Origin of the sequence: Treponema sp. OMZ 840, from assembly GCF_050937815.1 — a bacterium.
Classification (GTDB): domain Bacteria; phylum Spirochaetota; class Spirochaetia; order Treponematales; family Treponemataceae; genus Treponema_C.
In genome coordinates this window covers 524153-545375 of record NZ_JACDIJ010000001.1, presented here as the reverse complement: position 1 = coordinate 545375, position 21223 = coordinate 524153, and the positions used below count along the sequence as shown (strand labels likewise).

Sequence of the window (21223 nt, the reverse complement as noted above, 5' to 3'; positions counted from 1 at the left end):
GATTCATCTTTCGCCCATAGCTCCATGCTAAGATTGGTGTAGAAATATAAAATTGAAATGTGTGTTAATACAGTCCGTTCACGGAAAACATATACGCTTCATACGTATAATTGAATAGTAATTGTAAACGGAATGCGTAAAGAGGTCAAGCATAAAACAATGGGAGATGCGTCTAATGGGCGTTATTGTTTAACCGCTCGGTTTAAACCTTGTATTATCCGGCTCTTTGTGCTACAATTTTTTTATGAAAAAGAAAATTATCCCGTGTTTATTTATTTTCGCTTTATCTTTACTCCCCTTGTTTGCCGATTTTAAATCGGATTACGAATTGTATATCCGAAGCGAAAACCTCGAAAAGCTTGAGTCTATTCTCCCCCAATGGGAACAAGCGGAACCGAATAATCCGGAAATGTTTATCGCTTATTTTAACTACTATCTTTTAAAAGGACGCAGTTCCGGATTAACGATAGATACGGTCCCTCCGGAGTCGGGAACTTCAATAGCTTTCAGCGATCCCGATACCGGAGAAACGGTCGGCTATATCGGCGGACAAACTTCATACGATAGGGCACATACCGAAACGGCTTTGGAATATTTAAATAAGGGCTTGGCAATCGCGCCTGAACGCTTGGATATGCATTTCGGTCAAATAACGATTTTGGGCGAACTGAAAGAATATAATCGTATGGCCGAAAAAATTATTGAAGTATTCGGCGTTGCACAAAAAATAAATCATAAGTGGCTTTGGTCTAATAATGAGCCGATGGGCAATGACGCCGAAAATATTATGCTTGAAAGCATAAACGATTATCATGCACTTTTATTGACGGCAAAGGATACCAAGGCAAAAGAAGCTGAAATAAAGGTTTGTTTGGCGCAGACAAAAGCCTATCCGAAAAATATCTATGCCTACAATTTTTTAGGCGCAGTCTATATGCAAACGGGTGAGGATAAAAAGGCTTTGGAAGCTTTTTTAGCGGCCGAAAAAGTCAATCCTTCCGACGGGATTGTATTGGGAAATATAGGAAAATGGTATGCGGATCACGGCGATACACAAAATGCAAAAAAATACTACAAAAGAATGCTTAAAGATCCGGATACTCGGATACAGAAATTCGCCCGAAAACGGCTTGATGAATTGGATAAAAAATAAAACAGTGCGGCATTCGGGCAGGGCAGCCGAAAAATTATCCGGCTTTCGGAACGGCCCGCCCTTATGCATACGTATTATTCGGCAAGAGCCTTTACCGTTTTGTATGCCTCCAAATCGGTATACAGTTCGGCTTTGTAAGGATTGCGCTTTGTTTTTTTCATTTTATAAATCATATAAACAAACACCGTGGCATTTATTAAAAGAGCCGCAAGGCTTATTATAAAATAAATCGTTTCATTATATGTTGACTGTACGGCAAAGCGGCCTTCGTCCAAAAAGAGGGGGAAGGTTTGCGCAAACATACACCACAATGCCAATGTTTGTGCGCGGTGCTGAAGCCATGCGCCCTTACCCAAAGTGAATGCACAGGCAGTCGGAGCTATCAGCAGGGCTAAACCGCAGTACCACGAATGACCAGGAAGGCAGTTGTATCATAGTTTATTGTAATCTTAACCTGTGAAATTGTCAGTTATTTTTCATAAAAAACCGTTTTTCCGCTTGACTTTTATCTGAAAGTCCGTTAGGTTTTTCTTATTAGACCGACTGACGGTCTAATAAAGCGGACAAAAAGTACATGAGGGGGAAGGGGTGCGCATTATAAAAGATGCCGATATAAGAAAAAATGAAATTCTGGATGCGGCGCAACAACTGTTTTTTACCAACGGCTACGATAATACTTCTACAAACGCAATCCTTGAAAAATGCGGCATTGCCCGCGGCACCCTTTATTATCACTTTAGATCAAAAGAAGAAATCCTTGACGGCATAATCGGCCGCATAACGCAAAAAATGCTTTCGGATGCCGAAAAAGCCGCTTCGGATACATCGCTTTCCGCTTACAAACGCTTATTGGAAGCTCTTATTGCCTTGGATTTCGGCGGCCGATACGCCCCTCTTATTGAGCATATTCACAAGCCGCAAAACGCGCTTATGCACCGTAAAATTCAGGCAGTCTTATTGCGCGGAATTCCTTCGGTACTGACATCCGTTATAAAAGACGGTATTGCAGAAGGAGTTTTTGCAACCGAATATCCGTATGAAAGCTTGGAAATGATTGTTTCGTACATAAGCACGGTTATGCACGGAGATATTATCGAATTGTCGAACGAAGAACGTATCCAAAAGATGAAATCCCTTGCTTTTAACTGTGCGCGCCTTTTCGGTATGAAGCAAAGCGGTTCAAAGCTTGTTGCGGCCGTTTTCGGTATTGAAGATACATATGCGTAAAAACCGTAACATAATTGTATAAAAGCCGTATGAAACGGCGGGGAGTTTTATGGAAAAATTCAAGGTTATCGAAATTAAAAAAAGCGTGTATGAAAGCAACGAAAAACGTGCGGATGCGCTGCGCAGCGACTTAAAAAAAGACAAGGTTTTTTTACTAAATTTAATGTCGTCGCCGGGTTCGGGAAAAACCACGACGTTGATGCGCACGATAGAAGCGCTTAAAGACGAAATGAAAATCGGCATTATAGAAGCCGACCTCGATTCGGACGTCGACGCACACACAATCGCTTCTACGGGCGCAAAGGTTATTCAAGTACATTCGGGCGGTATGTGCCACTTAACCGCCGATATGACAAAACAGGGCTTGGATGAACTGGGCGCTTCGGGACTGGATTTGGTTGTTTTGGAAAATATAGGAAACCTTATCTGTACGGCCGAATTCGATACGGGGGCGGTAAAAAGCGCAATGATTTTAAGCGTTCCCGAAGGCGACGACAAACCTTTAAAATATCCGCTTATGTTTAAGGTTGTAGATGTTATCCTTGTCAATAAAATCGACGCAGCCGAATTTTTCAATTTCAATATGGATGTTTTTAAAGGACATATCAAAAAACTGAACCCGAATGCGAAAATCTTTCCGATTTCGGCAAAAACCGGTGAGGGAATCGATACATGGGCGGATTATTTACGGACGGAAATCCGCTTATGGCAAAAGGATTAAAGGATTATAGGTTAAACAAAAAGGAGACACAATTATGGTAAAAGAACGGGTATTGGATTTTGCCAATCATATCAACAGGACGAAAAGGGGCGCAAAGGGCGCGATTACCGAAACCGATCCCGAATACAGAATTTTGGAGCCGGTCGTATCGAACGAAATGGCCGATGTGGGGATGTTTCTTGAGCTGCGCAAACCCAAAAGCGCAGAAGAAGTTGCTTTATTATCGGGAAAGCCCGTAGAAGAGGTTTCAAAACTGCTGTGGGAGTTGGCCGACTGCGGCGCATGCTTTATAAATAAAATCGACGGTACGGATAAGTATTGGCTCGATTTGTGGATTCCCGGCGTTATGGAAATGATGGTTAACCATAAAGAAAACGTGCGAAAATATCCGCAAATAGCCGAAGCTTTTGAAGCATACGGCCGGGTGCGCGGGCCTAAAACCGCAGGCTTGTTTCCCGTCGGTATGGGCTTAATGCGCGTTATTCCGATTGAACATTCGATTTCCGGAGAAACGAGGCGCGCCTCTTATGAAGAAGTTTCGATGTATCTTAACGAAAACGATTTGTTTTCGGTTTCCGATTGTTCGTGCCGTACCGCCCGCGAAATTATGGGGGAGGGCTGCGGCCACTTAAAAGAAGATATGTGTATTCAACTGGGGCACGCCGCCGAATACTATATAAGAACGGGACGCGGACGGCAAATTACGCGCGAAGAAGCTTTTGAAATTATCAAGCGCGCCGAAGAAAACGGCTTAATGCACCAGATTCCGAATACGGACGGGCCGGGTAAAACACATGCTATTTGCAACTGCTGCGGTTGTTCATGCTTTTCTCTTCGTACCGCAACGATGTTTTACAACAACGATATGGTGCGTTCAAACTATGTGTCGCATGTCGATAAAGACAAGTGCGTTGCCTGCGGCGAATGTGTCGAACATTGCCCCGTAAACGCCCTCAAGGTCGGTCAAAAGCTGTGTACGGTCAATCCCGTTAAAAAGAAAAAAACGCCGACTCCCCGCGACCGCGAATGGGGGCCTGCCGATTGGAACACCGATTACCGTACCAATGCGAAGGTTGCCGAAGAAGGCGGTTCGAGCCCCTGTAAGGCCGAATGCCCCGCACATATCGGTATTCAAGGCTATATAAAGCTTGCTTCACAGGGAAAATACAAAGAAGCATTGGAGCTTATCAAATTTGAAAATCCCTTTCCGGCGGTATGCGGGCGCGTGTGTCCGCGCTATTGCGAATCGGCATGTACGAGAGGCGATCTTGACGAGCCCATTGCAATAGACGATATTAAAAAGTTTATCGCCGAACAGGATATGAATACCGAACACCGCTTTGTTCCGCGCAAAAAGCATGATTACAGCGATAAAAAAATCGCCGTTATCGGTGCAGGCCCTGCCGGTCTTTCGTGCGCGTACTATCTTGCGGTTGAAGGCTACTCGGTAACCGTTTTTGAAAAAGAAAACCGTCTCGGCGGTATGCTTACCCTCGGTATTCCCGAATTCCGCCTTGAAAAAAAGGTTGTGGATGCGGAAATCGATATTTTGCGTGAATTGGGAGTCGAATTCAAGACAAATACGAATGTGGGAACGGATGTAACGCTTGACGAACTGCGCTCTCAAGGGTACAAAGCCTTTTTCCTCGGAATCGGGGCGCAGGGCGGCCGTAAACTGAATATAGAAGGCGAAGACGCCGAAGGCGTTATGACCGGCGTTGACTTTTTACGCAAAGTCAATTCGGGTTCCGATTTAAAATTAAACGGTACGGTTATCGTTATCGGCGGCGGAAACGTCGCCATAGACGTTGCCCGTACCGCAGTCCGTGTCGGTGCGGATGAAACGGATATGTATTGCCTCGAAAGCCGCGAAGAAATGCCCGCCCTCGAAGAAGAAATCGAAGAAGCCTTTGCCGAGCATATTGCAATCAATAACTCATGGGGGCCTAAACGCATTATCGTCGAAAACGGCCGCGTTGCGGGAGTCGAGTTTAAAAAATGCGTTTCGGTTTTCGATAAAGACAAGCGATTTAATCCCGTATTCGACGAAAATCAAACGAAAACGGTTAAAGCCGATTTTGTGCTTTTGTCCGTCGGACAGGCGATAGAGTGGGGCGATTTGCTTAAGGGAAGTAAGGTTGAATTAAACCGCAACAATACCGTCAAAGCCGATGCGCAAACCTTCCAAACGGCTGAAAGCGATATCTTTGCAGGCGGCGATGCTTTAACCGGCCCGAAATTCGCTATTGACGCCATTGCGGTCGGAAAGGAAGGGGCGATTTCGATTCACCGCTTTGTGCAGCCCGGTCAAAGTTTGGTTTTAGGACGCATTAAGCGCGATTACCGCCCGCTCGACAAAGAAAACTTAAAGCTTGAAGGCTACGACCGCTTGCCCCGGCAAAAGCCCGCAGAAACGGCTTCTTCAAGCAAGTTTAAAGATACGCGCGGCGTTTTTACCGAAGAGCAAATCAAAAAAGAAACGGAACGCTGTTTGGGCTGCGGCGCGACCGTTACCGACGAATATATATGCGTCGGCTGCGGCCAGTGCGTAACCCGCTGTAAATTCGACGCGATTTCCCTCGTTAAAAAATACGATAGGGGAGCCGTCGAGTTAAAGGATTTACGCCCCTCAGTTGTAAAACATGCGATAAAGCGCAAATTGGTTATTACCGCAAAAAAACCGCTGCGTTTTGTCGAATCCGTTTTGTCGCCCGATAAGGGAAAAAACAGGCCGTCAAAGGTGTAAGGATTTTTTTAATATCCGGAAAAACGGCTTTTATGACGTTTTTCCGGCGGGTGCCGATATTTCGGCGGAAAAAAGTATAATCGGTTTTTACTGCCGGTTTACAGTTTTTTCTATTTCCGTATATACGTCGGCAAGGGGAATGTTTTGACTTCGCGCAATACGGGCGGCATCCTCATATTCGATTTTGCTTTTTTGTATGCTGCCGCTTTGAGCGGTTTTTATGCGCACACTGCCGTAGGGCGTTTGTACCGTTTTTTCGCTTCGGGGAAGCATACGGCGCAGACAGGATTTTTCGCGTACGCCCAGCGTACCGGTATGACGGAGTATAAGATCCGCCATGCGCGAGCTTTCGGCAGGCAGACAAAGACAGGTAAGCATTACTGCAGGCCGTGATTTTTTCATACCGATCGGAGTTGTAAATACGTCCAAGGCACCGTTTTCGAATAAGATTTCCGCGGCAAAAGCAAGGGCTTCGCCCGTCATATCGTCTATATTACAGGAAAGCTCTATTATCCGTTCCGTGTTTTCGGCATTTTCGGTATGTTCGGCCGCTTCCGTATTTTGCGGGGCTGCGTCTTTGCAAACCGTTCCCCAAAAGGCTCGAAGGCAGTTTGCCTGCGGAAAATCCTTTGTCCCCATGCCGTAACCGATTGCCGAAATCTTCATTCCGGGAAGCCTCTCAAAACTTGCCGCAAAATGAGCGAGCAGGGCGGCTCCCGTCGGCGTACATAATTCGCCTTGAACCGTTCCGGCATATGCAGGAATACCGCGTAAAATGCGGGCTGTAGCGGGGGCCGGGACGGGCAGGATACCGTGTGCGCAGTGCACATGTCCGCTTCCGACATTAACCGGAGAAGCGATTATTGTATCGGGGGAAAGTTCATCGATAAGCATACAAACGGCGGTTATATCGGCCAATGCATCGGCAGTTCCCACTTCGTGAAAATGAATGTTGTCGATACTTGTATTATGAACATAACTTTCGGCTTCGGCAATTAAAGCGTATACCGCTTCAATATCGGCTTTAACTTTATTGCTTACTTGTAAGGCGGCAATGCGTTTTTTTATATCGGCAAAGGACGAATGGCTGTGCGTGTGCTCATGGTCGTGCGGATGCTCATGATTGTGAGAGTGTCCGTGTTCGTGCGAATGTTCATGACAGTGGTCGTGCGGATGTATATGCTCATGGCCGTGCGGATGCTCATGATTGTGAGAGTACTCGTGGTTGTGTGTGTGTTCATGTGTATGTGTATGGCCGGGGGCATCGATACTTTTTTCTTCTTCACCGTTTACGCATACCTTGAATTTTGTTCCGGTTATGCCGCATTTTATGTTTTTTTCGGCCGAAAAACGGACTTCTTCCAGGCCGATGTCATTCAGTTTTGTACAAAATTCCGCGCTGTCCGGAATCAATTCCAAAAGGGCGCCTGCAAGCATATCGCCCGAAGCTCCCATCGCGCATTCAAGGTATAAGGTTTTCATCGATTTCTCCTATTGACTCATACGGTTTATCATACCGGCAAGATAACCGGCCCCGAATCCGTTGTCTATATTTACTACGCTGACTCCGCTTGCGCAGGAGTTGAGCATGGCCAAAAGGGCTGCCAAACCGTTAAACGAAGCGCCGTAGCCGACACTTGTCGGAACCGCGATAACCGGGCAATCGGCCAAACCTCCTATAACGCTTGCAAGGGCTCCTTCCATACCGGCAACGGCGATAATAACGCGCGCACTCATAATGCAGTCGAGGTTGGAAAGCAGGCGGTGTAAGCCGGCAACTCCGACATCGTAGAGGCGCACAACCCTGTTGCCGAAAAATTCGGCGGTACGGGCGGCTTCTTCGGCAACGCTCATATCGCTCGTCCCGGCCGAAGCTACTACGATATTGCCTTTTCCCTCGGCTTCGGGCATGGTACCGATAATGCCCAGCCGGCTGATTGTATCGTAGTGCATTTTATGCGTTTTTTGCAGTACTGCGGCCTTTTCTTCGGATAAGCGCGTTATAAGCACAGAGGTCTCACCGTTTGCACAAAGAGAGTCGGCTATAAAAGCGATTTGTTCCGCAGTCTTCCCTTCGCCGTAAATAACTTCGGCTTCTCCCTGTCTTATTGCACGGTGATGATCGGGCTTTGCAAAATTTAAATCGTCAAAGGGTTTTTTCTTTAATAAAAGATGAGCATCCTTTGCAGAAAGCTTTCCCGATTCAACCTGCTCCAAAATCGCCAAAATATCCTGTGCTGCCATATAAATTCCTTTACCGTCCTTTTAAATCCAACACAACTGCGGAAAAATCGTCCGCCAAAAGTGAGCGTATCGTTTCCCTTTCGCGCACTACCTTTTTCATTTGGCTCTCGCGCACCTCTATACGCGCCGTGTTTCCGTCAAGGCGGATTCTGAAATCACTGAAACCCAAGCGGGCGAGCTTGCTTTCCGATTTTTCCATAAGGCGCAGTTTTTCTTCCCGTATGGGCGTTCCGCAGGGAATGCGAGTCGCCAAACATGCATACGAGCTTTTATTCCACGTAAACAAATGCGCTTTTTTTGAAAGTACGCGCACGTCCGCCTTTGTAATGCCGCATTCGCGTAAGGGGGACACTATACCCAGCTCTTCCAAAGCTTTTATACCCGGCCTGTCGGATGCCAGATCCGAAGCATTTGTACCGTCGATAACCAAGGTATAACCGTCTTCGCCCGCCCGTTTTTTGAGAAGCGAAAACAACAGTTTTTTACAATGATAACAGCGCTTGTCCGTATTTTCGGCAATTAAGGCATCCGACAGCGTATCGGCTTCGACAATTTTTAAGCCTATGCCGCACAGCGCGCACAAACGCTGTGCATCCTCCAATTCAAACTGCGGCTGAAAGGGGCTTTTTATAAAATAGGGCTGAATGTCCGCTCCGTTTTTGAGCGCCGCATATAAAAGATATGCCGAATCCGTACCGCCTGAAAAGGCGAGGGCGGCCTTAGGATGAGTACGGAAAAAGTCAAGCAGCGCCCTGCGCTTTGAACCGAAATACGGCATATCAGTTTTGTGCGGTTTTTTTTATTTCTTCAACCGCTTTTTTTATCATTGTTGCAATATCCATATCGGCAATACCGATAATCGAATTTTTACAGCGGTTGACCGGCAGTAAAATACGCAGGGCAGGACTTTGTCCGACGGCAGCCGCCATTGCAGGAGTTATCTCACCGAGCAAAGAATCGGCTATAACGATTCCCATCGGCCCTGCGATAATGTCCGCACTGCGGCAGCCGACAATGACTGCGTTTTCACCGGTAGCCCCGTTATCGGCTCCCGCCTTAATCATTGCCGAGGTTGCAATACTGTTTGTTCCTACCGCCGTTATAGATACTTCGGGCAGGGCTTTACGGATCTCTTCTACAAGCTGCTTTCCGATGCCGCCGCCCTGTCCGTCAATAACCAAAATATGCATGTTTGTTACAAATTCCTTTGTCAGTGTCTATCCGTTATTTTGCCGCAGCCTTGTAAATTGCTGCAAGGTCTTCATATTGCAGTTTTTTAAAAGAGCCGACCGTTCTTGTTTTTCCGAAACAGCATTTCAAGGACAGGGTTTCGATTTGTTCTTCCGTTAAATCGATGTTCATTTCCTTTACCGAAACGGGCATATTGATTGAACGGAAAAAGTTTTCCATAGCTTCGATGCCTTTTAAGGCCGCTTTTTCGCTGCCGGTGTCGCTTATGCCGAAGACATTGCGTGCAAGCTGCGCAAAGCGCTCGGGGTTTTCTTTGTAGACGTAGCGTGCCCAGCTTCCCCATACTGCGGCAAGACCCGCACCGTGGGTAATGTCGAACATACCGCCTAATTCGTGTTCGATTTGATGGGTTGCCCAGTCGCCGGTTCCGTTGCCGCAGCCGGTTAATCCGTTGTGAGAAAGGCTTCCCGCCCACATAATTTGAGCACGCGCGTTATAATCTTTCGGTTTGTCTTTTAAAATCAGGGCATTTTTTATAACGGTTTTGATTATGCTTTCGGCAATGCTGTCGGTAATCATATTTTCGCCGGATACTTCATGTGCAGGGTAAAAATAGCGCTCAAGGGTGTGCATAATGATGTCGGTACAGCCGCTCATCGTTTGCCATTCGTCGAGGGTTGCCGTCAATTCGGGATTCATAACGGCAAAACGGCAGCGTCCGTATTCGGAACTGTAACCGCGTTTGAGCCATCCGTCTTCGTTTGTAATAACCGAAGAATCGCTCATTTCGCTTCCGGCCGCCGCAATCGTCAGTACCGAACCGACGGGAAGACAGCCTGCAGGCTCTACTTTTTTGAGGAAAATGTCCCACACGTCTCCTTTTGTTACAACTCCGTAGCCGATAGCCTTTGCCGAGTCCAAAACGCTTCCGCCTCCGACGGCCAAAATAAAGTCAACCCCTTCTTTTTTGCATAAGGCTATACCTTCGCGCACCAAAGAAAGGCGGGGGTTCGGCACAACGCCGCCGAGAAGTACATAGTCGATGTGTTCGGCTTTTAAAGAATCGCATATTCTGTCCAAAAGGCCCGAACGCTTTGCACTTCCGCCTCCGAAGTGTACGAGTACTTTTTTGCAGTTTTGCGCTTTAACGAGCGCACCCGTTTGTTTTTCGGCATCTTTTCCGAAAATTACCTTTGTGGGTGTCCAATAATTAAAATTGTTCATTATATTCCTCCTATCGGGCGATTGTTTTTTTACCGCCGAAATAAATGGTGTCCGACTTTTGTCAAGTCGGATTTTCAAGTTCTTTAAGCCACAACGAAGCCTGTGCGTCGCTGGGCATGGAAAAACTTGTGCGCGGCGAAAGCGATACCGTTCCGACCGATATACCGTCGCTCATGCACGAGCGTTTAAATTGGTTTGTAAAAAAACGCCGGTAAAAAAGTGCAAGTTTTTCTTTTATATAGCCGGCTTTGTATTCACCTTGAAAAGCGCATTCGGCTAAAAACAGTATTTTGCGCGGCGAAAAGTTCCGCCTTACAACATAGTACAAAAAGAAATCATGCAGCTCATAGGGACCCAGTATATCTTCGGTTTTTTGCGCAATGTGTCCGTTTTCGGCGGGCAAAAGTTCGGGGCTTACGGGCGTTTGCACAATGTCTGTAAGGATTGCCGCCAACTTCGCTGCTGCAAGTTCGGCCGCATACAGCACAAGTTCCCGCGCAAGTGTTTTGGGAATCGAAGCGTTTACATTGTACATCGACATATGATCTCCGTTATAGGTTGACCAGCCGAGCGCCGATTCGGAAAGGTCTCCCGTACCGATAACAAGGCCGCCTGTCTTGTTTGCGCTGTCCATAAGTATTTGCGTGCGTTCGCGCGCTTGAGCATTTTCGTACACGCTGTCGTGCACGTCCTCGCTTGCGCCTATATCGTTTAGGTGCGCCCTTACGGCCGTTTGTATATCGATTTCTTTAAAGCTTACGCCTAAAACGGAAGCAAGCCTTTCGGCATTGTTTTTTGTCCGAGAGCTTGTGCCGAAGCAGGGCATCGAAAAAGCGTGTATTGCCGAGGGGGAAAGGCCGCAGATTTTAAATGCATCGACTGCGGCAAGGAGTGCAAGGGTTGAATCCAAACCGCCCGAAAGACCTATAACCGCTTTCTTTATACCCGTGTTTTTAAGCCGCTCGGCCAAACCCGAAGCTTGAATGGACAACACTTCTTCGCAGCGCTCTTTTCGTTCCGCAGGATTTTCGGGAACAAAGGGAAGCCGCGAAATGTGCCGCTTCAGTCCCTGTTTTACGGCCGTTTTGTTTTTGCGGTTTTGCACATCCTTATCCGTACCGTTTGCGGGTTCGGGCGCAGCGGCTTCGATAATGTGCATGTTAGGTATTTGCGAAGCCGAAAGGCGCCCGTATTCGGCAGAACGGCGAAGCCGTTCATTTTCAAGAAGTTCTATGTCGACATCCTGCACAAGATAGCCGTCCGCTTCGCCGAGTGCGCCCGTTTTGTCGTTATTGCGCCCATTCCCGTTTGCCCGGAAATCGGCTCGAAAATCGCTTTGTGCAAGAACCGTGCCGTTTTCAAAAATACCGTTGTGGGCGCGGAACACAAAATCGGTTGCCGATTCTCCGCTTCCCGCATTGGCACAAACGCACACAGAGGCACACCGTTCGGACAGGGCGCACAGGGCACATGCTTTCCGCTTTGCGCTTCCTACAATAAAGGGCTCGGCCGCCGGGTTCAGTATAATGTGCGCAGCCGTTAAACCGGCATGTGCGTACACGCGGCTTTGAAGGGCGCTGATACCTGCTCCATACACGTCTTCTCCGATTAGGACTCCGATATATATGTCCCGTTCTCCGCTTCCGTTTATTCCGCTTGTACCGCAGGACATCCGTATAAGGATATCCGTTCCGAAGGGAATGCCGGTATGGGAGCCGATACTGATAACTTGGCCGTGCCCGGCGGGAAAACCGGGGGCGGCCGCCGAACCGCAGGTAAAATACCGCCGTTCGTTGTAAAAGCTTCGGCCGCCGATATGCGTTTTAGGCACCGCCGCTAAAATGCGCCCCCGGTATATAAAAACCGCACAATTAAAAAGCGCACCGCCTGAAAGAAGGGGAGCGCCTACCGCATAGAGAATCGGACAGTCCTTTGTGCGCTCCGCAAGTTCCGTCAGGGTACGGCAGACACTGTGTATTAAGTTTGTTTGAAAAAACAAGTCCGCACAGGTTGCTCCCGTAATCGACAATTCCGGAAACACCGTACATTCAGCGCCGTCTTTTTCGGCCCTTTTGAGCAGCTTGACAATTTCATCCGCATTGTGCTTACAATCCGCAATTTTAAGGCGCGGGCTTGCACAGGCAACCCTGAAAAATCCGTATTCCATCCCTTTAAGTATAAAGCAAAAAAGGTAAATAGTGAAGGGCTAGCGCCGTATGCTTGCCTTTGATATTCGGGTATCCCGATATCGCTTGATATACCTCTTGTTCAAAACGCGATAAACTTTTACAATAAGCTCCCCGATATATTGAATTTATCCTAAGGAGAATTTATGGCTGTTAAAGAAATAAGTGCGGATATGTTTGAAAAAGAAGTACTTAAATCGACAAAACCGGTTCTTGTCGATTTTTATGCGCCTTGGTGCGGAGATTGCCGCCGTATTATGCCGGCTTTGGATGCAATTGCCGAAGCCAATGCGGAGCGTTTTGATATAATAAAAGTTAATACCGACAAGGCTCCCGCTCTATCGGAAACTTATGCGGTAAAAGCGCTGCCGACTTTGCTTGTTTTTAAAAACGGAACCCACGGTTCACGAATCACCGAACCTTCGTCCAAAAATGAAATCGATCAGTGGCTCAAAGGAGAACTTCAATGATATACGATGTTGTTATTATCGGCGGCGGTCCGGGAGGTTATACCGCTGCCCTGTACTGCGTGCGTGCCGGATTGAGCGCACTTTTACTCGAAAAACTGTCGCCGGGCGGTCAAATGGCGGTTACTTCAGTTATCGATAATTATCCGGGATTTGAAAACGGTATAGACGGATTCGATTTGGGACAAAAAATGAAAGCTTGTGCAGACCGTTTCGGTGCAAAAACCCTGCTTGCACAAGTGTTTTCGGTGGATTTAAAATCGGATATAAAAAAGATTGAAAGTTCTGAAGGTGTATTTGAAGCGAAAACCGTAGTAATCGCAACGGGGGCTTCACCGCGAAAATTGGGATTAAAAGAAGAAGATTCTCTTGCCGGCAGAGGAATTGCCTATTGTGCTACCTGTGACGGTATGTTTTTTAAAAATAAAACGGTTGCCGTTATCGGCGGCGGAAATTCCGCAGTAGAAGATGCTTTATATTTAAGCAATATATGTAAAAAGGTATATCTTATTCACCGCCGCAATGAATTGCGCGCCGCTTCCGTATACGGCTCCGCTTTGGAAAAAGCAGAACGCATAGAGATTGTATGGAATGCGGTTGTAAAAAAAGTTTTACATGAAAATGTCGTAACGGGTATTACCGTTGAAGATACGGTAAGCGGAAAACTTTCCGATATTGCCTGTGACGGTGTCTTTGTTGCGGTAGGCCGCATTCCGAATACGGAATTGGTTAAAGATGTTCTCAAAACGGATGCAAGCGGTTATATTATTGCAGATGAAACAACCCGTACCGATATTCCCGGTGTGTTTGCCGTAGGGGATGTCCGTACCAAACCTCTGCGTCAAATTGTAAATGCTTGTGCCGACGGTGCTTGTGCGTCAAAATTTATAGAAGAATATATACGCACGGGAAACATTTGAAAATATAAAAGCGGTTAAAATATGGCTTATATATTAAACTTCACCTTTTTGCCGCTGTCTTTATAGTATTCGCTCCGCAGTTCTTTTACCTGCTCGTCGGCAAGGTAGTCGTCAAAGTTCATCATGCGGTCGATAATGCCTGCGGGGGTGATTTCTATAATGCGGTTTGCAACCGAACTTATAAACTCGTGGTCGTGGCTGTTAAACAGTATAACGCCGGGAAAATCGGTTAAAGCTTCGTTTAAGCTGGTGATGGCTTCCAAGTCCAAGTGATTGGTCGGTTCGTCCAAAATCAATACGTTGGCGCCGGAAAGCATAAGCTTTGACAGCATACAGCGCACCTTTTCGCCTCCCGACAATACGCGAACGGGCTTTAAGGATTCGTCTCCGGTAAAAAGCATGCGCCCTAAAAATCCGCGCACGTATGCGTCGTCCTGTTCGGGCGAATATTGGCGAAGCCAATCGGTGATATTCAAATCGTTTTCAAAATGTTCGGAGTTGTCTATCGAAAGGTAGGCGTGGGTACAGGTTTGCCCCCAATAGACGTCTCCCGAATCCGGCTTAATCGTTTCGCTTATAATGTCGAAAAAGGCGGATTTTGACTTGTGTTCCAAACCGACAAAGGCTATTTTATCGGTTTTATTGACAACCAAACTGAAGTCCTTTAAAAGGGTGATTCCCTCGTGAGCGTAATTCAGTTTTTCGACACGCAGCACATTGTTGCCGATGTCGCGCGAGGGCTTAAAGTTTACATAGGGAAATTTGCGGCTTGTAACCTGCAATTCTTCCAAGGCCAGCTTGTCGTATATTTTTTTGCGGCTTGTCGCCTGACGGCTTTTTGCGGCGTTTGAGGCAAAGCGCAAAATAAACTCGCGCAAATCCTTCATTTTTTCTTCGCGCTTTTTAGCCTGATCCTTTGCCTGGCGCTGCATAATTTGGCTCATTTGATACCAAAAGTCGTAGTTACCCGTAAACTGGCTGATTTTACCGTAATCGATGTCGCAAATAGAGGTACATACCGAATTCAAAAAGTGGCGGTCGTGGCTGACGACAATGACGGTGTTCGGAAAATCGATTAAAAAATCTTCAAGCCAGGTAATGGATTCCAAATCCAAACCGTTGGTCGGTTCGTCCAAAAGGAGGATATCCGGCTCTCCGAAAATGGCTTGGGCAAGCAAAACGCGCACCTTTTGGCTTTCGTCAAGCTCGCTCATCATGCGGTTGTGGTATTCTTCTTCAAGTCCCAAACCCGAAAGCATTTGCTCGATTTGGTTTTCGGCTTCCCAGCCGCCCAATTCGGCAAATTCGGCTTCAAGTTCGCTTGCGCGGATGCCGTCTTCTTCGCTGAAGTCCTCTTTTGCGTAAATTGCTTCGCGTGCTTTGGCACATTCGTACAGTTTCGGGAAGCCCGACATTACCGTGTCCTTTACCGAAAACCCGTCAAAGGCAAAGTGGTCCTGCTTGAGAACCGCCATGCGCTCGCCGGGTGTCATAATGATTTGACCCGAATCGTGTTCGAGTTCGCCCGAAAGGATTTTTAAAAAGGTGGATTTTCCCGCGCCGTTTGCGCCGATAATACCGTAGCAGTTGCCCGGTGTGAATTTAAGATTTACGTCTTTAAAAAGGGAACGTTCCCCGAATTTTAAACTGATATCACTTACGTGTAACATACTTTCTCCTGTGCCGATTTATATACGGTTTTATGAGCGCCGCCGTTTTTTCAGTACCGATTACCGCTTTATTTTTTTTTGCCGAATAAGCCTTTGATAGCTGCAAAAAGTCCTTTTTTGGCGGGAGTCCCGGCTTTAGTTTGAGCGCCCTTTGCCGGTGTTTTGGCTCTTTTATCCGCATTGCCCGAATATGCGGCCTTTGCCGCGGCACTGTCGGCACCTGCGTAATTTTTTCCGTCGCGCTTTTTGGTAAAGCGTTCGCTTTTTCCGCCCTTGCGTTTAAAACCGCCTTGAGCTTTACCCTTCTTTTTACCGCGCTCATCAAAGCTTGTGCGGTTTTCGTCCGCTTTGTAAGCGCCGCCTTCGCCGCCGTATTTTTCGCGGTAAAACTTCATGCGCTCTTCAAACGAAAGGCTGCTGATATCCCGTGCCGATTTGTAGGACTTGTCGGCTGCGGACGTGCCGGCGTAATGCGAATCCGTTTTCGAATGTTTTTTGCCTTCTTTGAATCCGCCTGCAAAATCGCCGCCTCTTTTTCCGAAGCGTCCTTGAGAGCGTCCGGAAGATGAGCGTTCAAAGCGTCCCGATTTTGAACCCGGTCCTTTGGCACGCCTTCCGCCGCGGCCGCCTTCGTAATCGCCGTCTTCACGGTAAAAGCCGGTTTTAATATATACGCCGGCGCTTTTATCTTCGGCAAACTGTTCTTCGCCGGCAACGGAGGAGGGAATCGGATTTCCCAAATAGCGCTCGATAGCCGGCAAATTGTATACGTCCTGCTCGGAGCAAAAGGTGTAAGCTTTGCCGCTTTTTCCCGCGCGGGCGGTTCTTCCTATGCGGTGTACGTAGTTTTCCGCTTCGTTCGGTAAATCGAAGTTGATTACCATAGCAAGGTCGTTGACATCTATACCGCGGGCCGCAACATCGGTTGCCACCAAACAGGTAAGAGAGCCGCTTTTAAACGAGTTGAGTACTTGCAGGCGTTTGGACTGCGGTAAGTCGCCTATGATAAATTCGGACTCTATGCCGTTAAGGCCCAAGCGCTTGGCAATCACTTCGCAGCTTCGTTTTGTATTGCAAAAAATCAGCACGCTTTCGGCTTTTTCTTTTTTTAAGATGCCCAGCAAAAGTTTGATTTTATCGTCGCTTGAAACGTGCAAGAGCATTTGGTCGATTTCGTCAACCGTAATGTGTTCGGCTTCTATTGTAATTTCCTGAGCGTTGTCCGTGTATTCCCATGCAAGATTTTTTACATAGGTGTTTAAAGTCGCACTGAAAAGCATGGTTTGCCGCTCTTCGGTTTTAGGCAGCACTTTGATGAGTTTTCGTAAATCGGGGTAAAAGCCCATGTCGAACATACGGTCGGCTTCATCGACAACCAAAAAACCCACCGTGCTCAAATCCATAATGCCCGATTCCTGCAAGTCTATAAGACGGCCGGGAGTTCCGATAATGATGTCTACGCCTTTTTTTAAAAGGGCTGTCTGTTTGGTGTAACCGACACCGCCGTAAAAACTTGCGGCCTTCAGTTTTGTCGCCGATAAAAGGTTTTTCGCTTCTTCTTCCACTTGCACCGTAAGCTCGCGCGTGGGAACCATAACAAGGGCTTTTTTGCCGGTCATTTTGGGATTGGCGAGCATTTGCTGAATAACGGTAATTAAATAGGCTGCGGTTTTTCCCGTGCCCGTTTGCGATTGGACATATAAGTCCGCACCTTCAAAGGCGCCCGTTAATACCCGTTCCTGAACGGGCGTGCAGGTTACATACCCCGCTTTTTGTATACCCTCCATCAGAGCGGTATCTAAATTCAATTCGCTAAAGTCCATAGTATCTCTTTTATATTTGATTTGTATGTAAAGTCTTGCAAATACTGCGATATTGTACCATAGATTGCGGAAAGGGTAAAGGGCATACAATCGGACTTCCTGTCCGATTGTATGCAACGAGTTTTGTACAAAGTACAAAACTCGGGGATATGAGGCTTTAACCGGCATCCGTGCCGGCGGTGAAAGAGACGGGGGATTGCAAGCTTATATTCTGTGCGCTTTTCAGCAACGATTATTAGACGGCTACACCGCCTAACAATCGGGGATGTGAGGCTTTAACCGGCGTCCGTGCCGGCGGTGAAAAAGAAGGGGGATGGGAAGCCTGTGTTCTGTCCGATTTCACAAAGAAATAGGACACCCTAAAGCAAAAAAAGAGCTTCCATGGTAGAATGTTTTAAGGCAAAAAATATTCACACGGAGGCACACATGCACACAGGATGTCCATACACAGGGTAACACGAATAGCGTACCAAAAGCAACTGGCAGCCGGAAATTATAGGCTGTCAAAAGAGGTACAGCAGAGGCTTAAAATCATAGATTGGTATCGGCTTAAATCAATGTGCGGAATCGGCCAATATACCCGACGTCCTGTCGTGCATGTATCGAGCAACTGTTCTTCTGCAGCAGGAAAAACAGCCTTACAGAAAATCAGGCAGCGGTTCATCGGAACGCTACAGACTGAGTGCCCGGATTATCATTGCGAACCGATGAATGTGCACGAGTTGCAGGAAAGCATTGACGAGTGGATTTTTAAGTATGAGAACCAACGCCCACATGAAGGATTGGATTTCTTGACTCCAAAACAATTTGAGGCTATGTTTTATACACAAAAAAATTCGCTTGTGTCCTATTTCCAGTGAGTACGGACTTTCATCTTGCCGAAACAGGGTTTACTGTGGTATGATAGGTACAGGAGTATGATTTAATGAAAGAATTTGTATCGTCCGATATGATACGTAATAATGCGTTAAAATTGGCTCATCGTATCGTTCAGGACGGATTTATACCCGATGTTATCTATGTTTCGCTTCGCGGCGGAGCCTATGTTGCCAATGTGTTAAGCGAATATTTTAAACTTGCCCGCAAAGATGTGCATCCGGTTTTATATGCCGCCGTCGTTGCCCGTTCTTATTCGGATATACGCTGCCACAGCCGTGTTATGGTTGACGGGTGGACGTATTCTCCGGAACATTTGCGACACGGAGACCGTATTTTGTTGGTGGACGATATTTTCGACAGCGGCCGAACAATCAATCACTTAGTGGAAATTTTGCTTGAAAAAGGAATTCCGCGCAAAGACATAAAGGTTGCCGTTCACGATTACAAGTATTTTACGGATGAAGAACAGCTTCCCATTCAGCCCGATTATTGGTGCCGCAAATTTACCCTAACCAACCGCGAAAAAGACGGCTGGCTGCATTATTTGAGCCATGAATTGGTAGGCTTAACGGCCGAAGAACGCGAACAATATTATTACGCTTCGGATCCGGAATTGCGCGAAGTGTTGGAGCCTTTGTTTGCGGAGCAAAGCACATCAACTTGAGTACGGTACAGGGAGAAAGACTATGAACCACAGCCCCTTTTTCCGTTTACGTTTTTTCGTATACTCGTTTTTTTTAAACGCCTTTTTTTTTATTCCCGTTTCCGCTCAGTCCGGCATACGTATTTTAAATCCCGCTGCGGGTGTATGGGCAAATTACCAAAGCTTAGTGCTTGATTTGCCCGAAGGAACCGAAGCTTTTTATTCTTTTAACGGAGAAGATCCGTCCGTTTCGGGACTGGCTTACGACGGACCGGTTGTACTGAACATTGCCGGCAACGTGCAGCTTTCGGTTGCAACGATAGACCGTAACGGTAAACGAAGTTTTTCGAAAATTAACTATACGGTAGTGCTTAAAGAAACACCCGCTTATATTGAAGCCGCCCATACTTTTTCGTCGGCAGCAAGCGGGCTAAGTACGGTAAACGGAACAGGCACTTTAAATGGCATACATCCGTTTATACGAATCGATTCGTCTTCATATCTTGATATACCGCAGGAGATTTCGTATACGCTCGGGGATACGGGCGTGCCGTTTTCCGGCAAGCGTCTTGCCCTAAGTTCGCCGACGGTATTCGAACGCTACGTGCCGCTTATCGTTTATGACGGTGAGATTCCTTACCGCTATGTATTACATACCGGAGGGGACGGCGGAAGTCTTGCCGCCGAGACCGCCGAAACCGGCGATACCGTTTTCGATGCTTCCGTTCCCGTACATTTCGACCTAAAGGGGCTGCCGAAATTTCCCGCCGTAAATACGACTGTGGAATTGTCTTTCGGCAATGAAGATTTTTTATTTTGCGTCAAAACAAAAGACGGGCGTATCCTGTATTCCCCCGTTTTTACCGTAGAGGCTTTGGAAGGGGATGCGTTCGGTTTTTCGCAAGATATAGACGTACTGTATAAGGGCGTAAAATACGGAAGCGTACGTCCTTCTTTTATAATAGACAAGATTCCGCCTCGACAACCCGTTTTTGTTGCTTCCGAAAGCGATTTTTACGCACGGAAAAACGTCAATCTGGATATCCAAGGCGGGGCCCTTATTTATTATTATATTCCGCCTCCGATACAATCACAAAAAGGTTTTTTCCGTTCCGATATTGAAACTTTGGATAAATCCGTAACGCCTGTAAACCCCGCCGATTTTAAACGATTCGACGGTGAAATCCTTACGCTGCCTTCTTCCCGGACGGAAGCTCTTTTATACACCGTATATGCATACAGTCTTGACGCCGCCGGTAATAAAAGTGAAACGGTGCGCTTTCAAACCGTCGTAGATACCGTCAATTATTATGTTTCCGACCGCCTTCTTCCCGACCGCAGTACGGAAAAAGCCGACGGTTCGCCCGATAAACCGTTCGATACTTTTTTATCACTGTACGGCGCCGTACAAAAATCGGATGCTCCCTTTATTCGTTGTCTAGCGGACGGAACTTTCAGCGGTATACAGTCCTTGCTTATAGAACGGGATACGGAAATTTGCGGAAACGGCAAAACCAGACTTCAGTTTGAAAAAGGCGCATCCCTTATTGTGCGCAATGCTTTTTTTTCTCTCAAAGATTGTACCCTCGAACAAAATTACGGCGGCATAAGCGATGTTTTTCAAAATCATCTTATAAGCGCCGAATGTGCCGTTCTTTCTTTTTCCGGAAGCGAACTTATTTGTAAAGATCCGAATACGGCTTCGTGTTTAAACTTGAGCGCTTCATCGGCGGATATGGAAAAATGCGGAATTACCGTCGAAGCTTCCGTATATGCGGATGCGGTAAGTGCCGAACAATCGACAGTCAATTTGCATAATGTACGCAGCTTGATTATTGCACAAACGGGGATCGGCTTAAAAAGTGTACAAAGTTCAATTTCGATTAAGGATTCTTCGTTTAGGCTTTCCGGTAAGCTCGTACGTGCCCTTGAGTTTGTCGATTCGAATTTTACGCTCGATAATAATAATTTTATTTCCGAAAAAAACATGAAAGGCATTGCCGCCGTATGGGACAATATATCTTCGGGAATGTCCGACTACGGCATAACGGCCGACGAAAAAAAAGTTTCGGAAGAAAATACATACAGCGGTTTTTCTTCTCTGTATTAAAAAGCGAAAAATTAAAAAA

At 46.8% G+C, this 21223-nt stretch carries 17 protein-coding genes and 1 pseudogene; 9 read left to right on the top strand and 9 right to left on the bottom strand.

Annotated features, from left to right (window positions below):
• Window positions 1-244: 244 nt before the first annotated feature.
• Window positions 245-1153, top strand: coding sequence for a tetratricopeptide repeat protein (locus tag H0R92_RS02690; RefSeq protein WP_432960905.1), 909 nt, complete (start codon window positions 245-247; stop codon window positions 1151-1153).
• Window positions 1154-1227: 74 nt separating this feature from the next.
• On the opposite strand, the pseudogene H0R92_RS02685 reads toward H0R92_RS02690, so the two are convergent.
• Window positions 1228-1572: pseudogene (locus H0R92_RS02685) on the bottom strand (DUF5692 family protein); the annotation flags it as partial.
• Between the two features lie 169 nt (window positions 1573-1741).
• On the opposite strand from H0R92_RS02685, the gene H0R92_RS02680 reads away from it, so the two are divergent.
• The 3 genes from H0R92_RS02680 to H0R92_RS02670 are packed head-to-tail and all read left to right on the top strand — an operon-like array spanning window position 1742 to window position 5847.
• Complete coding sequence (locus H0R92_RS02680; RefSeq protein WP_432960903.1) at window positions 1742-2380, top strand: TetR/AcrR family transcriptional regulator; 639 nt, start codon at window positions 1742-1744, stop codon at window positions 2378-2380.
• A 49-nt stretch (window positions 2381-2429) separates the two neighbouring features.
• Entirely contained in the window at window positions 2430-3101 is a 672-nt protein-coding gene (gene hypB, locus H0R92_RS02675; protein WP_432960901.1) for a hydrogenase nickel incorporation protein HypB, read from the top strand.
• A gap of 34 nt (window positions 3102-3135) precedes the next feature.
• Complete coding sequence (locus H0R92_RS02670) at window positions 3136-5847, top strand: FAD-dependent oxidoreductase (RefSeq protein ID WP_432960899.1); 2712 nt, start codon at window positions 3136-3138, stop codon at window positions 5845-5847.
• Between the two features lie 87 nt (window positions 5848-5934).
• Here the strand turns inward: H0R92_RS02670 and larC are convergent, their stop codons facing one another.
• The 6 genes from larC to H0R92_RS02640 all read right to left on the bottom strand — a co-directional run bounded on the left by larC (window position 5935) and on the right by H0R92_RS02640 (window position 12673).
• Window positions 5935-7329: a nickel pincer cofactor biosynthesis protein LarC gene (larC, locus tag H0R92_RS02665; protein WP_432960898.1), complete on the bottom strand. Its 1395-nt coding sequence runs from the start codon at window positions 7327-7329 to the stop codon at window positions 5935-5937.
• A 9-nt stretch (window positions 7330-7338) separates the two neighbouring features.
• Window positions 7339-8091, bottom strand: coding sequence for a nickel pincer cofactor biosynthesis protein LarB (gene larB, locus H0R92_RS02660; protein ID WP_432960896.1), 753 nt, complete (start codon window positions 8089-8091; stop codon window positions 7339-7341).
• A 10-nt stretch (window positions 8092-8101) separates the two neighbouring features.
• Entirely contained in the window at window positions 8102-8869 is a 768-nt protein-coding gene (gene larE / locus H0R92_RS02655; RefSeq protein ID WP_432960894.1) for an ATP-dependent sacrificial sulfur transferase LarE, read from the bottom strand.
• A 1-nt stretch (window position 8870) separates the two neighbouring features.
• Window positions 8871-9281, bottom strand: coding sequence for a DUF3842 family protein (locus H0R92_RS02650; RefSeq protein ID WP_432960892.1), 411 nt, complete (start codon window positions 9279-9281; stop codon window positions 8871-8873).
• A 34-nt stretch (window positions 9282-9315) separates the two neighbouring features.
• Window positions 9316-10506, bottom strand: coding sequence for an iron-containing alcohol dehydrogenase (locus H0R92_RS02645; RefSeq protein WP_432960890.1), 1191 nt, complete (start codon window positions 10504-10506; stop codon window positions 9316-9318).
• A gap of 61 nt (window positions 10507-10567) precedes the next feature.
• Window positions 10568-12673: an NAD(+) synthase gene (locus tag H0R92_RS02640; RefSeq protein WP_432960888.1), complete on the bottom strand. Its 2106-nt coding sequence runs from the start codon at window positions 12671-12673 to the stop codon at window positions 10568-10570.
• 165 nt (window positions 12674-12838) lie between these two features.
• On the opposite strand from H0R92_RS02640, the gene H0R92_RS02635 reads away from it, so the two are divergent.
• Window positions 12839-13162 (top strand): thioredoxin family protein, encoded by a 324-nt coding sequence (locus H0R92_RS02635; protein WP_432960886.1) that lies wholly within the window; start codon window positions 12839-12841, stop codon window positions 13160-13162.
• Entirely contained in the window at window positions 13159-14079 is a 921-nt protein-coding gene (gene trxB / locus H0R92_RS02630; RefSeq protein WP_432960884.1) for a thioredoxin-disulfide reductase, read from the top strand. The genes H0R92_RS02635 and trxB overlap by 4 nt, the downstream gene beginning before the upstream one ends.
• 26 nt (window positions 14080-14105) lie before the next feature.
• Here the strand turns inward: trxB and H0R92_RS02625 are convergent, their stop codons facing one another.
• Both H0R92_RS02625 and H0R92_RS02620 read right to left on the bottom strand, forming a co-directional pair.
• Complete coding sequence (locus tag H0R92_RS02625) at window positions 14106-15749, bottom strand: ABC-F family ATP-binding cassette domain-containing protein (protein ID WP_428771288.1); 1644 nt, start codon at window positions 15747-15749, stop codon at window positions 14106-14108.
• A 68-nt stretch (window positions 15750-15817) separates the two neighbouring features.
• Window positions 15818-17572, bottom strand: a complete 1755-nt coding sequence (locus H0R92_RS02620) for a DEAD/DEAH box helicase (protein WP_432960881.1) — start codon at window positions 17570-17572, stop codon at window positions 15818-15820.
• 437 nt (window positions 17573-18009) lie between these two features.
• On the opposite strand from H0R92_RS02620, the gene H0R92_RS02615 reads away from it, so the two are divergent.
• From H0R92_RS02615 to H0R92_RS02605, 3 genes are all read left to right on the top strand, one after another.
• A complete protein-coding gene (locus H0R92_RS02615; protein ID WP_432960879.1) occupies window positions 18010-18432 on the top strand; it encodes an integrase core domain-containing protein in 423 nt (140 codons plus the stop codon).
• Between the two features lie 65 nt (window positions 18433-18497).
• Window positions 18498-19115, top strand: a complete 618-nt coding sequence (locus tag H0R92_RS02610; RefSeq protein ID WP_432960877.1) for a phosphoribosyltransferase — start codon at window positions 18498-18500, stop codon at window positions 19113-19115.
• 22 nt (window positions 19116-19137) lie between these two features.
• Window positions 19138-21204 carry a chitobiase/beta-hexosaminidase C-terminal domain-containing protein gene (locus H0R92_RS02605; RefSeq protein ID WP_432960875.1) on the top strand — a complete coding sequence of 689 codons (2067 nt, stop codon included), beginning with the start codon at window positions 19138-19140 and terminating at the stop codon, window positions 21202-21204.
• Window positions 21205-21223: the final 19 nt, after the last annotated feature.

What these genes read in the sequence shown, in the direction of transcription:
- H0R92_RS02645 (WP_432960890.1), bottom strand. Translation starts at nt 10,506, where the DNA reads ATGAACAATTTTAATTATTGGACACCCACAAAGGTAATTTTCGGAAAA.
- H0R92_RS02690 (WP_432960905.1), top strand. Translation starts at nt 245, where the DNA reads ATGAAAAAGAAAATTATCCCGTGTTTATTTATTTTCGCTTTATCTTTA.
- trxB (WP_432960884.1), top strand. Translation starts at nt 13,159, where the DNA reads ATGATATACGATGTTGTTATTATCGGCGGCGGTCCGGGAGGTTATACC.
- larE (WP_432960894.1), bottom strand. Translation starts at nt 8,869, where the DNA reads ATGCCGTATTTCGGTTCAAAGCGCAGGGCGCTGCTTGACTTTTTCCGT.
- H0R92_RS02615 (WP_432960879.1), top strand. Translation starts at nt 18,010, where the DNA reads ATGTCCATACACAGGGTAACACGAATAGCGTACCAAAAGCAACTGGCA.
- H0R92_RS02635 (WP_432960886.1), top strand. Translation starts at nt 12,839, where the DNA reads ATGGCTGTTAAAGAAATAAGTGCGGATATGTTTGAAAAAGAAGTACTT.
- H0R92_RS02605 (WP_432960875.1), top strand. Translation starts at nt 19,138, where the DNA reads ATGAACCACAGCCCCTTTTTCCGTTTACGTTTTTTCGTATACTCGTTT.
- larB (WP_432960896.1), bottom strand. Translation starts at nt 8,091, where the DNA reads ATGGCAGCACAGGATATTTTGGCGATTTTGGAGCAGGTTGAATCGGGA.
- H0R92_RS02610 (WP_432960877.1), top strand. Translation starts at nt 18,498, where the DNA reads ATGAAAGAATTTGTATCGTCCGATATGATACGTAATAATGCGTTAAAA.
- H0R92_RS02640 (WP_432960888.1), bottom strand. Translation starts at nt 12,673, where the DNA reads ATGGAATACGGATTTTTCAGGGTTGCCTGTGCAAGCCCGCGCCTTAAA.
- H0R92_RS02650 (WP_432960892.1), bottom strand. Translation starts at nt 9,281, where the DNA reads ATGCATATTTTGGTTATTGACGGACAGGGCGGCGGCATCGGAAAGCAG.
- larC (WP_432960898.1), bottom strand. Translation starts at nt 7,329, where the DNA reads ATGAAAACCTTATACCTTGAATGCGCGATGGGAGCTTCGGGCGATATG.
- hypB (WP_432960901.1), top strand. Translation starts at nt 2,430, where the DNA reads ATGGAAAAATTCAAGGTTATCGAAATTAAAAAAAGCGTGTATGAAAGC.
- H0R92_RS02670 (WP_432960899.1), top strand. Translation starts at nt 3,136, where the DNA reads ATGGTAAAAGAACGGGTATTGGATTTTGCCAATCATATCAACAGGACG.
- H0R92_RS02620 (WP_432960881.1), bottom strand. Translation starts at nt 17,572, where the DNA reads ATGGACTTTAGCGAATTGAATTTAGATACCGCTCTGATGGAGGGTATA.
- H0R92_RS02625 (WP_428771288.1), bottom strand. Translation starts at nt 15,749, where the DNA reads ATGTTACACGTAAGTGATATCAGTTTAAAATTCGGGGAACGTTCCCTT.